General features: G+C 70.4%; 13 protein-coding genes and 1 pseudogene. 7 read left to right on the top strand and 7 right to left on the bottom strand.

Annotation, left to right across the window (positions count from 1 at the left end; all coding sequences use genetic code 11):
- Positions 1-14 precede the first annotated feature (14 nt).
- Positions 15-878, top strand: a complete 864-nt coding sequence (locus ACOEQ2_RS02870; protein ID WP_419729880.1) for a GntR family transcriptional regulator — start codon at positions 15-17, stop codon at positions 876-878.
- A gap of 259 nt (positions 879-1137) precedes the next feature.
- Here the strand turns inward: ACOEQ2_RS02870 and minE are convergent.
- From minE to minC, 3 genes and pseudogenes are all read right to left on the bottom strand, one after another.
- Positions 1138-1443: pseudogene (gene minE / locus ACOEQ2_RS02865) on the bottom strand (cell division topological specificity factor MinE); the annotation flags it as partial.
- Complete coding sequence (gene minD / locus ACOEQ2_RS02860) at positions 1440-2255, bottom strand: septum site-determining protein MinD (protein WP_419729879.1); 816 nt, start codon at positions 2253-2255, stop codon at positions 1440-1442. The pseudogene minE and the gene minD, both read right to left, overlap by 4 nt.
- A gap of 57 nt (positions 2256-2312) precedes the next feature.
- Entirely contained in the window at positions 2313-2963 is a 651-nt protein-coding gene (gene minC / locus ACOEQ2_RS02855; RefSeq protein ID WP_419731121.1) for a septum site-determining protein MinC, read from the bottom strand.
- Positions 2964-3166: 203 nt separating this feature from the next.
- On the opposite strand from minC, the gene ACOEQ2_RS02850 reads away from it, so the two are divergent.
- Together ACOEQ2_RS02850 and ACOEQ2_RS02845 are read left to right on the top strand one after the other, a co-directional pair.
- Positions 3167-3835, top strand: a complete 669-nt coding sequence (locus tag ACOEQ2_RS02850; protein WP_419729878.1) for a glutathione S-transferase family protein — start codon at positions 3167-3169, stop codon at positions 3833-3835.
- A 13-nt stretch (positions 3836-3848) separates the two neighbouring features.
- A complete protein-coding gene (locus ACOEQ2_RS02845) occupies positions 3849-5075 on the top strand; it encodes an NAD(P)/FAD-dependent oxidoreductase (RefSeq protein ID WP_419729877.1) in 1227 nt (408 codons plus the stop codon).
- 2 nt (positions 5076-5077) lie between these two features.
- Here the strand turns inward: ACOEQ2_RS02845 and ACOEQ2_RS02840 are convergent, their stop codons facing one another.
- Positions 5078-6007 carry an acyl-CoA thioesterase gene (locus tag ACOEQ2_RS02840; protein ID WP_419729876.1) on the bottom strand — a complete coding sequence of 310 codons (930 nt, stop codon included), beginning with the start codon at positions 6005-6007 and terminating at the stop codon, positions 5078-5080.
- Positions 6004-6876: a tetratricopeptide repeat protein gene (locus ACOEQ2_RS02835; protein WP_419729875.1), complete on the bottom strand. Its 873-nt coding sequence runs from the start codon at positions 6874-6876 to the stop codon at positions 6004-6006. The genes ACOEQ2_RS02840 and ACOEQ2_RS02835 overlap by 4 nt, the downstream gene beginning before the upstream one ends.
- Before the next feature lie 119 nt (positions 6877-6995).
- Between ACOEQ2_RS02835 and ACOEQ2_RS02830 the strand changes: the two genes are divergently transcribed.
- Complete coding sequence (locus ACOEQ2_RS02830; RefSeq protein WP_419729874.1) at positions 6996-7871, top strand: SDR family NAD(P)-dependent oxidoreductase; 876 nt, start codon at positions 6996-6998, stop codon at positions 7869-7871.
- Positions 7872-7878: 7 nt separating this feature from the next.
- On the opposite strand, the gene ACOEQ2_RS02825 is transcribed toward ACOEQ2_RS02830, so the two are convergent.
- On the bottom strand, positions 7879-8637 hold the full coding sequence (locus ACOEQ2_RS02825; protein WP_419729873.1) for an alpha/beta hydrolase: 759 nt from the start codon (positions 8635-8637) through the stop codon (positions 7879-7881).
- Between the two features lie 30 nt (positions 8638-8667).
- The gene (locus ACOEQ2_RS02820) at positions 8668-9180 is read right to left on the bottom strand and encodes a hypothetical protein (RefSeq protein WP_419729872.1); all 513 of its coding nucleotides are present in this window, start codon (positions 9178-9180) and stop codon (positions 8668-8670) included.
- A gap of 137 nt (positions 9181-9317) precedes the next feature.
- Here ACOEQ2_RS02820 and ACOEQ2_RS02815 point away from each other — a divergent pair, with 137 nt between their 5' ends.
- Genes ACOEQ2_RS02815 through thrS form a run of 3 tightly spaced genes read left to right on the top strand, consistent with a single transcriptional unit; the run spans position 9318 to position 13459 of the window.
- The gene (locus ACOEQ2_RS02815; protein WP_419729871.1) at positions 9318-10544 is read left to right on the top strand and encodes a glycosyltransferase family 4 protein; all 1227 of its coding nucleotides are present in this window, start codon (positions 9318-9320) and stop codon (positions 10542-10544) included.
- Positions 10541-11467 (top strand): glycosyltransferase family 9 protein, encoded by a 927-nt coding sequence (locus ACOEQ2_RS02810; protein WP_419729870.1) that lies wholly within the window; start codon positions 10541-10543, stop codon positions 11465-11467. The genes ACOEQ2_RS02815 and ACOEQ2_RS02810 overlap by 4 nt, the downstream gene beginning before the upstream one ends.
- Positions 11468-11509: 42 nt before the next feature.
- Positions 11510-13459 carry a threonine--tRNA ligase gene (gene thrS, locus ACOEQ2_RS02805; RefSeq protein WP_419729869.1) on the top strand — a complete coding sequence of 650 codons (1950 nt, stop codon included), beginning with the start codon at positions 11510-11512 and terminating at the stop codon, positions 13457-13459.
- Positions 13460-13635 lie beyond the last annotated feature (176 nt).

Here is a 13635-nt window from a genome sequence, read left to right as displayed (position 1 = left end):
ATATCTCACCGCACATGGCTCTGCTCGAGCAGCAGCCCGCGAGCCCGATAGCCACTCCGGCACCCGTCGTGCCGCAGCGTCATGACGCCGGGCAGTCACTCACCGCCGCCCGCGTGGTGGCGCCCGACATCGTGTACGAGGCGGCGACGCACAGCGCCTCAGAACCGCTGCACGACACCATCAGCGACCTTCCGCCCCCGCTGGTCGGCGAGCTCACGCTGGAGACCGACCAGTTCCGCGGCAGCCTGTGCCAGCGCGCGTATGTGCAGATCCGCAAGTCGCTGATCACGAGCACGATCCGGCCCGGCCACAAGCTGATCCTGCGGCCGCTGGCAGCCGAGCTCGGGCTGAGCCCAACGCCGGTCCGCGAGGCGCTGCTCCGCCTGGTCTCGGAACACGCGCTGGAACTCGACGAGCGCGGCTCCGCGGTGGTCCCGGTGATGACGCTGAGCGGCTTCCGCGAGCTCATCGAGATCCGCGGCGACCTCGAGGCGCGCGCTGCCGAACGGGCGGTGCAGCATGCGAGCATGGAGCAGATCGACCAGCTCGAACGCATCAACGATCGCTGCGTCGACTTCTACGAGCGTAACGATCATGCCGACATGCTCGACGCCAATGCCTCCTTCCATCGCGGCATCTGCAAGGCCGCCGACGCGCCGCTGCTGTTGCGCATGCTCGAGGGGCTGTGGACGCGGATCGGACCGCTCTATGCGATGGGCTTCGACAAGAAACTGCCGCCGCTCGGACCGGCCGGGCATCCGCACAGGGGGCTGATCGACGCGCTGCGCCGCCGTGACGTCGAGGCCGCCCGGCAGGCCGCCCTGGTCGATGTCGAGTACGGCAACCAGATCCTGGAAGCTACGCTGCTCCGGAGCTGACGCCGCCGCGGAACCAGGCCGGTCCCGGGCAGCGTCGGAGCCATCAGGGACCGGTCGGCAGCGACCGGGTGCCGCTTGCCGGATCGAGCTTGGCGTCACCAGCCTTGGTGTTGCCGGCCTTGGTGTCAGCCGGCTTCGCATCGGCCGGCCTGATGTCGCCGGATTTCGATTCGCCAACTTTCGGATCGCCAGCCTTCGGATCGCCAGCCTTCGGATCACCGGCCTTGGTGGCGCCGACCTTTTCGCTGGCGAGGTTCTTCGCCCCCGGGCTGTCCGTGCCGTTGCGTGACGCCTTGTCCTTGAGCGCCTGCTCCTTGAGGCCGGGCACCTCGATGTCGATCTCCAGCGTCGAGACGGCGGCGCCGCGATCGAGCTTGATCTGCACCTTGTCGCGGTCGATCGGCACATGCCGGGCGATCACCTCGAGGATCTCCTCGCGAAGCTTGGCGATCAGCTCGGAATGGCCTTCGCCACCGGAGCGCTCGTGCGCCAGCAGGATCTGCAGCCGGTCGCGGGCGATCGGCGCCGAGCTGCGCTTGGCAAAGAACTGGGCGAGAAAGCTCATGCCGCCCTCCATTTGAACCACTTGCCGAGCAGGCTCTTGCGGTCGCTCGGCACGCTCATCTCGAGGCTCTCGCCCTGCAGCCGGCGAACGGCGTCCATGTAGGCCCGCGCCGGCGCGCTTTCCGGATTGCTCAGGGTCACCGGCGAGCCGAGGTTCGACGCCCGCAGCACGTCCTCGCTCTCGGGGATGATGCCGATCAGCGGGATGCGCAGGATCTCCAGCACGTCCTCGGTGCGCAGCATCTCGCCGCGGGCGGCGCGCGCCTGGTCGTAGCGTGTCAGCAGCAGGTGCTTGACGATCTTCTCGCCCGCCTTCGCCTTCGCCGTCGTGCTGTCCAGCATGCCGATGATACGGTCGCTGTCGCGCACCGACGACACTTCCGGGTTGGTCACGACCACCGCCTCGTCGGCATGGTACATCGCCAGCTGGGCGCCCTTCTCGATGCCGGCGGGGCTGTCGCAGATCACCCAGTCGAACTTCTCGCGCAGCTCGTCGATCACCCGTGCGACACCGTCCGGGGTGAGGGCGTCCTTGTCGCGGGTCTGGCTGGCGGGGAGGATCGACAGCGTCTCGACGCGACGGTCGCGGATCAGCGCCTGGCTCAGCTTGGCGTCGCCCTGCACCACGTTGATCAGGTCGAACACGACGCGCCGCTCGGCCCCCATCACCAGGTCGAGGTTGCGCAGGCCGACATCGAAATCGACCACCACCACGTTCTGTCCGGTCTGCGCGAGGGCAGCGCCGAGTGCGGCGGTCGACGTCGTCTTGCCTACGCCACCCTTGCCTGACGTGACGACCAGCACTTTCGCCATGGGCGGGAAACCTTCCTTGCAGAGAGAATCGAGAGGCGAACTGCCGACTGCTCTACATCAATCGATCGGCAACAGCACCAGCGACTCGCCATCGAGTCTGGCCTGGGTCGAGTGTCCCACACGCTCTGCCGGCATGTCGTCGGCGGTCATGTAGAAGCCGTCGATGGCGATCAGCTCGGCACACATCCGCCGGCACATGATGCGCGCCGCACGGTTGCCGCCGACCCCCGCCAGCGCCCGACCGCGCAGCGTTCCGTACACGTGGATCGAGCCGCCCGCCGACACTTCCGCACCGGACGCCACCGAGCCCATGATGATCACGTCGCCATCCGCGAACGACACCGCCTGCCCGGACCGCACCGGCTCGTCGACCACCAGCGAGGCGAGGGACGGATCCGGCGGTGGTGGCGGGGCCTCCTCGGGGATCTCCACCGCACCGATCGCGCGGCCGCCCGAGAAGCCGCGCGGCCACGTCCAGTCCGCAGTGGCCGGCCACTCCGGATCCGCACCCTCGATCTCGATCAGCCGGATGCCGCGATCGAGCAGCGCCGGCACCAGCTCGGCCAGGCCGTGCTCGTCCTCGGTCAGCAGGCCGCAATCGAGCACCACGGGCTTGGCGTCGAAGAACGCGGCCGACTTGGCGATCTGCGCGTCGAGGGCCGCCATCCAGTCGCCAAGCGGCGGTTCCGGCGACAGCACCAGCGCCATGAACGACCGGCCGCGCGCCCTGATCTGCGGCAGGGGGGAGGCCGACCGGCTGGAATCGTCTTGAGAGTTCGGATCGGACAAGTCGGGCAAGCCTCGGGGAACGGGATCGTTGTCAGCATGCACGGCCAGGGCGGCTTCATCAAACCGGCCGGGCCCTCGGCAAGGCTGGCAAGCGCCCGGCGGATGAAATACGGTCCGCCGTCATGCGAATCCTGCACCACATTCCGCTCTCGCCCTACTCGCGCAAGGTCCGCCTGGTGCTGTCCGAGAAGCGGCTGCCGTTCGAGCTGAAAATCGAGAAGGTCTGGGAGCGGCGGCCGGAGTTTCTCGACCTGAACCCTGCCGGCACGGTGCCGATGCTGGTCGAGGAGAACGGCCTCTCGATCCCGGACAGCACGGTGATCTGCGAGTATCTGGAGGAGGCCTATCCGGACACCCCGCTGCTCGGCCGCACGCTCGCCGAACGGGTCGAGGTGCGCCGGCTTGCCGCCTGGTTCGACGGCAAGTTCCACCAGGAAGTCACGCGCAACCTGCTCGGCGAGAAATACATGAAGCGTCTGGTCGGGCGCGGCAATCCGGACGCCACCGCGCTCCGCGCCGGCTACGCCAACATCCGCTACCACCTGGACTATATCGGCTGGCTGGCGGAGACGCGGAAATGGCTGGCCGGGCCCAACCTGTCGCTGGCCGACTTCGCCGCCGCCGCCCAGCTCTCCTCGCTGGATTATATCGGCGACCTCGATTGGAGCCTCAGCCCGCCCACCAAGGACTGGTACGCCCGCGTCAAGTCGCGCCCCTGCTTCCGCGCGGTGCTGAACGACCGCGTCACCGGCATGAACCCGCCCGAGCATTACGGCGACCTCGATTTCTGACCGCGTGCATGCCGTGAGCGCGTTCGACGTCTGCGTCCTGGGTGCTGGTGCTGCGGGGCTGATGGCGGCGATCGCGGCCGGGCGGCGCGGACGCAGCGTGCTGGTGCTCGACCACGCGTCCGAGCCCGGTGCCAAGATCGTGATTTCCGGCGGTGGCCGCTGCAACTTCACCAACCGCGACTGCCGTCCGGATCGTTTCCTGTCGCAGAACCCTGCCTTCTGCCGCTCGGCACTTGCCCGCTACACCGCCGCCGACTTCCTGCAGCTGGTCGAGTCGCACGGTATCGCCTGGCACGAAAAAACCCTCGGCCAGCTGTTCTGCGACGGCTCCGCACGCCAGATCGTCGCCATGCTGCTGGCCGAATGCGACCGCCACGGGGTCGTGCTGCGGCTGGGCCAGCGCATCACCGGGCTGTCCCGCGCCGACCGCTTCGACATCCAGACCGACCAGGCTGCCTTCACCGCCGAGAGCCTGATCGTCGCCACCGGCGGCCTGTCGATCCCGAAGCTCGGCGCCACCGGCTTCGCCTACGAGATCGCCCGCAGCTTCGGCGTCCCGGTCATTCCCACCGGGCCGGCACTGGTGCCGTTCACCTTCAGCGATACGGCAATCGGCGGCCAGTCCGCGATGCGGGTCCTGGCCGGCATCTCGCTCGACGTGCTGGCGCAGGCGGCTTCCGGGGCCGGCCATGCGCTGGGCACGCGCGCAGCACGGGCGCCGGCGTCGTTCCGGGAGGCGATGCTGTTCACCCATCGCGGCCTGTCCGGTCCGGCGCTGCTGCAGGTCTCGTCGTACTGGCACGAGGGCGAGGAGATCCGCATCGACCTCCTGCCGGACCATGACCTGCCGGCGCTGTTCCGGCAGCGGCGCCAGACCCGCGGCAAGGCCGAGCTCGGCACCATCCTCGGCGAACTGATGCCGCAGCGGCTGGCCCACGCGGTGGCGCTCGAGGCCGGTGCTGCGGGTCCGTTCGGCGGCCTCGACCAGGCGACGCTGAACGTGGTCATCGACCGGCTGAAGAACTGGCGGCTGAACCCGTCCGGCACCGAGGGCTACGCCAAGGCCGAGGTGACGCGCGGCGGCATCGACACCGACGCGCTGTCCTCGAAGACCATGGCGGTGAAGGCGGTCCCGGGCCTGTTCTTCATCGGCGAGGCGGTCGACGTGACCGGCTGGCTCGGCGGCTACAACTTCCAGTGGGCCTGGTCGAGCGGGTGGGCCGCGGGCAGCGCCGCCTGAACTCAGCCGCTCCGGCCGACGATCTGCCGCTGCAGGGACTCCTGCGATACGGTGGCCACCAGCCGTCCGGCGCGGTCGTGGATCAGCCCGCGGGAGAGGCCGATGGCGCCCGACGCCGACGGGCTTTCGGTCTCGAACAGCAGCCATTCGTCGGTGCGCACTGGCCGGTGGAACCACATCGCATGGTCGATGCTCGCGAGCTGGACGTGCGGGCCGGCGAGGGGAGTCGTGTGCATCACCAGCGCCGCTCCGCTGATCGAGAAGTCCGACATCCACGCCAGGATCCGCAGATGCAGCGCCGGATCGTCGTGGCCGCTCGCACTTGGCACCCGGAACCAGGCTCGGCGCCGGCTCTGCGGCTGCTGCAGGTAAGCCTCCCCGGCCGCGATCGGCCGCGTCTGCACCGACTGCCAGGCAGCAATCCGCCGGATCACGTCTGGATCGAGTGCCGGCCGGGCCGCCCGCAGCACATCCACGAGGTCCGGCAGGTCCTCGGGCGCGGGCACGTCGGGCATCGGCGCCTGGTGCTCCCAACCCGGCTCCTCGGCGTGGAACGAGCATTCCATCTGGAAGATCGTCTCCCGCCTGAGCGTGCCCGACCGGCTGTCCGATTGCGTGCCGATCACCCGTCGCGTGGTGAAGGAGCGGCCGTCGCGGGTGCGCTCCACCGCATATTCGACCGGCACGTCGGGCGCGCCCGGGCGCAGGAAATAGCCGTGCATCGAGTGCAGTGCGCGGCGCTCGACGGTGGCGGCGGCCGCGGCGAGGGATTGTCCGAGCACCTGGCCACCGAACAGGCTGCGGTAGAAATTGGCCTGGTTGAAGCAACCGACGAAGCGGTCCGGGGCGGTGCGCACGACCGTCAGCAGGGCAGCGACGTCGATCCCGTCCCAGTCGCCGACACGAGCCGCCGCATCATCGGAGCCGGTCAACGCGCTTCCGGTCCGGCCTCGAGCAGGGCGAGGTCCTGCTGCGCGAGGTCGGCTTCGTGGGTGTCCGGCGAGATCGCCAGGATGCGGTCCCAGTCCGCGCGGGCGCCATCCGCGTCGCCGGTGCGCTCGCGCAGGATGCCGCGCTCCAGCAGCGCCGACGGCTCGTCCGGTTCGATCTGGCATGCGGTGTCGATGTCGGCCCTGGCAGCATCCAGCCGTTCCTGGCGTCGATAGGCGGCCGCCCGCGCGACCAACGCCTCGGTGTTGTTGGGATGCACCGCAAGCGCATGTGACAGATCCGCCACGGCATCGGCGGCGTCACCGGCTGCCACCGCCGCGCGACCGCGATCGACCAGCAGGTCCTCATCAGCCGGATCGAGGGCCACGGCATGTCTGGCCGAGGCCAGCGCAGCATCCGGCCGGCCGGCAAGCAGCCACGCCTGCACCGCCTGGTCGGCGAACAGGGCACGGCGCTGCTCGGCTGTGGTCCGGTGCTGCGAGAGGGCGTCGAGCGATGCGGCGCCGGCGGCCGGGTCACCGAGCGCCACGTCCGCCAACGCTCCGCATTGTGCCGCATCGTCGCCGCCGCCATGTTTCGACCACTCCACCGCATCGTCGGATGCCGCTTGCGGATCGGAGGCCAGCAGGGCCAGGCAGGCGTTCGACCCCGCAGCCAGAACCGCATCATGGGCGTGTCGGTCGGCGGGAGCCTCGAGCTTGGCCAGGCGTTGCAGCCTGGCGGCGGGTCGTGCCGGATCGGGTGTTGCCGCGCGACACGAGGATGCGCCGGCCCAGCACGAGCCCGCGACAATCAGGCCCGCGATCGCGAGGATGGGCAGGAGACGGAGCCGGCGATGGAGTCTTGTCATGTCGATACCGGCATTCTGCCGCATCCCGAGGCCGGTCGGTCAAGCCAAACCGTAGCGCCCACCGTGATGGTGAAACCAATGCGGCCGGAACGCGCCTCCGCAACGGCGGCGGTCATGGCATGACCGCAGCCGGCGAGCCGCATCTCCTGATATTCGGGCTGGGCTATTCGGCCCTGGCGCTGGCCGGATTGGCGGTGGCGCAAGGCTACCGCGTCACCGGAACGACACGTCGCGCCGATCTGCAGCCGCCGCCGAGGGTGAGCCTGTTGGCGCCCGAGGCCGCGCGCCCGCTGCTGCACGAGGTCACCCACGTGCTGGCCGGTGCACCGCCCGGCGAGGCCGGCGATCCGATGCTGGCGCTGATCGGCAACGAACTGGCCGAAGCGCGTCCGCAATGGATCGGCTACTTCTCCACGACCGGGGTGTATGGCGATCGCCGGGGTGGCTGGGTCGACGAGACCACGGAGCCGGCACCCACCGGTCCGCGCGGCACCCGTCGCCTGCACGCCGAGCAGCAATGGCGGACGGTGGCGCAGGCAACCGGCAGCCGGCTCGACCTGCTGCGGATCGCCGGCATCTATGGCCCTGGCCGCAGCGCCCTCGACACGATCCGGGCCGGTGACGGCAGGCGCGTCCTGGCACCCGGGCACCAGTTCGGCCGCATCCACCGCGACGACATCGCGGGCGCCACCCTGGCCGCGATGAATTCCGCCACCGCCACGGATCCGACTGCGCCGCGCGTTCTCAACCTCAGCGACGACCTGCCGGCGGAAAGTGCCGTCGTGCTGGAGGAGGCCGCTAGGTTGCTCGGCATGGAGCCACCGCCGGCAGTACCGCTCGAGCAGGCGATGGCCGCGATGAGCCCGATGGGCCGCAGCTTCTGGGCAGAGAACCGCCGTGTCTCGAGCCGGCGGACGCAGGTCGTGCTGGGTCGGCAATGGCTCTATCCCACCTATCGCGAAGGTCTCGCTGCCATCCTGCAGGCCGGTGGTTAAGTTAGCGTTAGCGGTCCAGGAGCCCCGCCACCGTCGCCTGCAGCAGCACGAGATCCTGCGGCCGTGACAGCCGGTGGTCGCCGTCCTTGACGAGCACCACCTGGCAGTCGGGCGACGCGACGCCCTCGGCGATGCGCAGCGCGGTCATCCAAGGCACCACGTCGTCGCGCTGGCCGTGCAGCAACCTGACCGGGCAGGTGATCGCGATCGGGCCGTCCAGCACGCTGCAGGCCTCGCCATCCTCGATCGCGCGGGCGGTCAGCACCAGTGGATCCGGCTCGGCCGGCAGCACGACCCTGCCGTCCCGCTGCAACGCCGCGCGCGCATCCGCGGACAGGCCGCTTAAAAACGCGCGCGTGAAGTCGGGTGCCGCTGCGATCCCAACCAGGCCGTGCAAGCGCCCACGCGATGCCGCGTCGAGCATCCGGGCGATCATCAGGCCGATCCAGCCGCCCATCGACGAGCCCACCAGCACCAGCGGGCCCGGTGCCAGCGCCTCGATGATGGCGATTGCGTCATCCCGCCAGACGGCGATGCTGCCCTCGTCGAAACGGCCGCCGCTGGCGCCATGCCCCGAGTAGTCCAGCCGCAGCATCGCCTGACCGCGGGTGCGGGCGAACCTGACCAGCGCCTCCGCCTTGTCGCCGTTCATGTCGCTGCGCAGCCCGGGCAGGAACACGATCGTTGGGCTGCGGCCGGGCAGGTGGCGGGCCTGCAGGCGGGTGCCATCGGCGCGGGTGATCTGGTGCTCGGTCTCGTCGGTCATGCGGGCGACGCTACACGGGCCGCGGCTGCGTCACGAGAGGGCGGCGACCAGCGCGTCCTTCTTCATGCGCGAGCGCCCCTTGATCTGCCGCTCACCAGCCCGCTCGAGCAGCTCCTGCCGGGTGAGTGCAGCCAGCTCCGTCCTGCCGCCCGACCGGTGCCTGGCGGTCTTTGCCGCGACATCCGCGGGCTGGGCCGAGTATTGCCGGCCCTTGCGGGTATCGGCCCGCTTCTTCGCGGTCGTCCGGTCGTATTCCGTCTTGTCCAGCGACTTGCGGGCCTGCTTCGGCAGGTAGCGCTCGCCGGTGTCACCCGATTTGGCGCCCGATTTCGTGTCCCACTCCTCCCGGGTCCATTGCGCCAGGTGGTTGTCCGTACTCTTGCCGCCGGAATAACCACCGCCGTGCTTCTTGTACTCCGCCACCGCCAATTGCGCCTTGCGCGCCGACCACTGCCCCGGATGGCCGCCCTTGTCGCCCGCGGTCACCTCCGCCTTGACCTTCTCCCAGAGCTTCGGGTCGGTCTTCTTCGCCGTCGCTGCCACCTCTGTCGCTCCACGTCCGCTTACGGTCCCGCAACGACGCCGCCGATCCGGCTGTTGCATGAACTCCGCGTGCGCCGCGCCTGATCAGCACCTGCGGCTGGTGTGTCCGCGCCGGATCTCATGCTATGGCCGCGCCGATGGTCGTTGATCCTCGTCCCCCCGTGATCCTGCAGGTGCTGCCGGCGCTGCAGGCGGGCGGGGTCGAGCGCGGCACCATCGAGATCGCCCGCGCGATCGTGCAGGCCGGCGGCACCGCCCTCGTGGCCAGCGCCGGCGGACGCATGGTGCCGATCCTGGAGCGCGCCGGCGCCATCCACATCACCCTCGACCTGATGACCAAGGATCCGCTCTCGATCTGGCTCAACGCCGGCCGCCTGGCGCGGCTGATCCGCAGCCACCGGGTCGATCTGGTGCATGCGAGGTCGCGCGGTCCGGCCTGGTCGGCCAAATGGGCCGCACGCCGCACCGGCACGCCGTTCGTGACCACCTGGCACGGCGTCTATGGCGAGAACGTCCCGTTCAAGCGCCGCTACAATGCGGTGATGGCGTCGGGCGCGCGGGTGATCGCGATCAGCCGCTTCGTCGCCGAGCGCATCGCCGGCCCGTACGGCGTCGGGCCCGACCGTCTGCGCATCATCCCGCGCGGCGCCGACACCGCGAGCTTCGACCCGCAGGCGGTGCGCGGCGACCGCATCCACGCCCTGGCGCGGGAATGGGCGCTGCCGGACGGCGCCCAGGTGATCATGCTGCCCGGCCGCCTGACCGCCTGGAAAGGCCACGCGCTGCTGCTCGAGGCGCTGGGACGGCTCGAATCGGCAGGCCATGCACGCGACTGGGTGTGTGTCATGGTCGGCCCGGCGAAATCCGGCGACGACCGCTTCGCCCGCGCGCTCATCGCCCAGGCTGACCGGCTCGGCGTCAGGTCCCGGCTGCGCTTCGCCGGTCACTGCGCCGACATGCCGGCCGCCCTGGCGCTGGCGGATGTGGTGGTCGTGCCGTCGCTGAAGCCGGAGCCGTTCGGCCGGACCGTGGTGGAGGCGCAGGCGATGCAGCGTGTCGTGCTGGTCGCCGCGCATGGCGCCGCGCTGGAGACCGTCGAGCCTGGCGTCACCGGGTTCGATTTCCCACCGGGCGACGCGCAGGCCCTGGCGGAAACGCTGCGGGACGCCATGGCCCTGCAGCCCGACCATCGGGAGTGGCTCACCCGACAGGCCCGTACGACGGTACTGGCACACTACACCATGCAGGCGATGCAGCAGGCGACGCTCGACGTGTACGAGGAGCTGCTCCCACGGCCGTTCCCCGAACGACCGCTGCCGGCTCGCGAGCACGAGCTCCAGCATGATGAGCTGGCCGCATCTTGAAGCGCATCCTGGTCATCAAGCTGGGCGCGCTCGGCGACTTCGTGCTGGCATTCGCGCCGTTCGCGGCGATCCGTGCGCATCATCCGCACGACCACATCACCCTGCTGACCACCGCCCCGTTCGTCGGGCTGGCGACCGCGAGCCCCTGGTTCGACGCCGTCGCGATCGATGCCAGGCCGTCCTGGTGGGACCTGCCGGCACTGGCGCGGCTGCGGGGGATCCTGCGCGGGCAGGGTTTCATCTACGACCTGCAGACCTCCGGTCGCTCGTCACGGTATTTCCACCTGACCGTCGGAACCGGCGGCCCGGCACGTCCGGGCTGGTCCGGCATCGCTGTGGGCGCATCTCATCCCGACAGCGATCCCGCCCGTGACCGCCTGCACACCCGCACGCGCCAGACCGGCCAGCTCGCCCGCGCCGGGATCGCCGTGGTGCCCGACCCGGATCTCGCCTGGCTGGCACGGGCTGAGTCGCCGCTGCCAGGATCCGATCGGATCGCGCTCCTGGTTCCGGGCGCGGCGATGCACCGTCCGGGCAAGCGCTGGCCGGTGGCCCGGTTCGCGGCACTCGCGGCGGTCCTGGCGGAAGGTGGACTGCAGCCGGTGGTGGTGGGTGGTGCCCCCGATGCCGACGCGGCCGCCGCGATCGCCGCGCACTGCCCAGGCGCGATCGACCTCACCGGCCGCACCAGCCTGCTCCAGCTCGGCGCCCTCGCGGCTCGTGCGGAGGTGGCGATCGGCAACGATACCGGCCCGATGCACCTGGCGGCGGCGATGGGCTGCCGCTCGATCGTGCTGTTCGGCCCGGAGAGCGATCCGGCGCTCACCGCTCCGATCGGGCGCACTCCCGGCCAGGTCAGCGTGGTCCGGGTGCCGGATCTGGCGGGTCTCCCGGTCGACAGGGTTGCAGCCCTGCTGGCCTGACGCCATACCGCCTGCCTGCCTCGCAACCCCGGAGCGCGTGCCATGCCCGCCATCACCCTGCCCGACGGATCCGTCCGCCACTTCGATGGCCCCGTCACCGGCACCACGGTGGCGGCCGCGATCGGTCCGGGCCTTGCCAAGGCGGCGCTGGCGATGGAGCTCGACGGCGCCCTGGTCGACCTCTCGCGCGAGATCGCCGATGACGCCGCGGTCCGCTTCGTCACCCGCAAGGACCCCCAGGCGCTGGAGATGATCCGCCACGACGCGGCGCATGTGCTGGCGGAAGCGGTGCAGTCGCTGCATCCGGGCACCCAGGTCACCATCGGGCCGCCGATCGAGAACGGCTTCTATTACGACTTCGCCCGCAACGAGCCGTTCACGCCGGAGGATTTTCCGGCGATCGAGGCCCGGATGCGCGAGATCGTCGCCGCCAACGCCGGTTTCGTGCGCGAGGAATGGCCGCGGCAGGTGGCGATCGACTTCTTCGAGGCCCGCGGCGAGCGCTACAAGGCCGAGCTGATCCGCGACCTGCCCGAGGACGTGCCGATCTCGATCTACCGCCAGGGCGAGTGGCTGGACCTCTGCCGCGGCCCGCACATGCGCGGCACCGGCGACGTGGGGACCGCCTTCAAGCTGATGAAGGTGGCGGGGGCGTACTGGCGCGGCGACCATCGCAACCCGATGCTGACCCGCATCTACGCGACCGCCTGGCGCGACCAGAAGGAGCTCGACGCGCACCTGCTGCAGCTCGAGGAGGCCGAGCGCCGCGACCATCGCCGCATCGGCCGCGAGATGGACCTGTTCCACATCCAGGAGGAGGCCACCGGCCAGGTGTTCTGGCACCCCAAGGGCTGGCGGCTGTACTCGGCGCTGCAGGATTACATGCGCCGCGCCCAGAACCGGTGCGGCTACCAGGAGGTGCGCACCCCGCAGCTGGTCGACCGCGCGCTGTGGGAGGCATCCGGGCACTGGGAGAACTACCGCGAGCACATGTTCATCGCGACGGTGGAGGAGGCCGGCAAGGCCGAGCACAAGCACCTCGCGCTGAAGCCGATGAACTGCCCCTGCCACGTGCAGATCTTCCGCCACGGCCTGCGCTCGTACCGGGAGCTGCCGTTGCGCATGGCCGAGTTCGGCGCCTGTCACCGCTACGAGCCGTCCGGCGCGCTGCACGGGATCATGCGGGTGCGCGGCTTCGTGCAGGACGACGCGCACATCTTCTGCACCGAGGAACAGATCGCGCCCGAGACCGCGCGCTTCGTGGCCATGCTGGCGGAGGTGTATCGCGATCTCGGCTTCGACAGCTTCCGGGTGAAGTTCGCCGACCGCCCCGACAACCGCGCCGGCGACGATGCCGGGTGGGATCGCGCGGAAGCCGCCCTGGTCGAGGCCTGCGCGTTGGCCGGCGTCGAGTACGAGCTGAACCCGGGCGAGGGGGCGTTCTACGGACCCAAGCTCGAATTCGTGCTGCGCGACGCGATCGGCCGCGACTGGCAGTGCGGCACGCTGCAGGTCGACACCGTGCTGCCCGAGCGGCTCGATGCCAGCTATATCGGAGAGGACAGCGCGCGGCACCGGCCGGTCATGCTGCACCGGGCGATCCTGGGCAGCTTCGAGCGCTTCCTCGGCATCCTGATCGAGCAGTTCGCCGGCAGGTTCCCGCTCTGGCTGGCGCCGGTGCAGGTGGTGGTGGCCTCGATCGTCAGCGACGCCGAGCCGTACGCGCTGGAGGTGGCGGGAGCACTCACGGCGGCCGGGCTGTCGGTGGTGGCGGACACCGCGAACGAGAAGATCAACGCCAAGATCCGCACCCACAGCCTGGCCCGCGTGCCGGTGATCCTGGTGGTCGGGCGCAAGGAGGCGGAAGCCCGCACGGTGGCGATGCGCCGGCTGGGTGGCTCGGATCAGGAACTCCTGGGCCTCGATGCGGCGGTGGCGGCTCTTGCACTGGAGGCGACGCCACCCGACCTCAAGCGCAGTCGCGACGCCTGAGACAGGGCTCACCCTCCGGCAAATCCCGGCCCGCCCGATTGGCGTAGCTGGGTTGCAACGGCAGGTGGGCCTTGACACCGGTGGCGTGCTAGCCTCAGAGCCCCGTTGCGCGCCGGGTGAGCGCGCTCCGCCCACTCGATCGCCAGACGTAACGAGCCGTTTCAACAGCTACAGGA

Origin of the sequence: Lichenicola sp. (assembly GCF_965198575.1) — a bacterium.
Lineage (GTDB): Bacteria > Pseudomonadota > Alphaproteobacteria > Acetobacterales > Acetobacteraceae > Lichenicola.
Note: the sequence above shows the minus strand (reverse complement) of the source record. Positions and strands in the feature narration are given on the sequence as shown.

Excerpts from the sequence above, each read along its gene's own strand:
- ACOEQ2_RS02870 (WP_419729880.1), top strand. The coding sequence starts at position 15 with ATGGCTCTGCTCGAGCAGCAGCCCGCGAGCCCGATAGCCACTCCGGCA.
- minD (WP_419729879.1), bottom strand. The coding sequence starts at position 2,255 with ATGGCGAAAGTGCTGGTCGTCACGTCAGGCAAGGGTGGCGTAGGCAAG.
- minC (WP_419731121.1), bottom strand. The coding sequence starts at position 2,963 with ATGGCGCTGGTGCTGTCGCCGGAACCGCCGCTTGGCGACTGGATGGCG.
- ACOEQ2_RS02850 (WP_419729878.1), top strand. The coding sequence starts at position 3,167 with ATGCGAATCCTGCACCACATTCCGCTCTCGCCCTACTCGCGCAAGGTC.
- ACOEQ2_RS02835 (WP_419729875.1), bottom strand. The coding sequence starts at position 6,876 with ATGACAAGACTCCATCGCCGGCTCCGTCTCCTGCCCATCCTCGCGATC.
- ACOEQ2_RS02830 (WP_419729874.1), top strand. The coding sequence starts at position 6,996 with ATGACCGCAGCCGGCGAGCCGCATCTCCTGATATTCGGGCTGGGCTAT.
- ACOEQ2_RS02825 (WP_419729873.1), bottom strand. The coding sequence starts at position 8,637 with ATGACCGACGAGACCGAGCACCAGATCACCCGCGCCGATGGCACCCGC.
- ACOEQ2_RS02815 (WP_419729871.1), top strand. The coding sequence starts at position 9,318 with ATGGTCGTTGATCCTCGTCCCCCCGTGATCCTGCAGGTGCTGCCGGCG.
- thrS (WP_419729869.1), top strand. The coding sequence starts at position 11,510 with ATGCCCGCCATCACCCTGCCCGACGGATCCGTCCGCCACTTCGATGGC.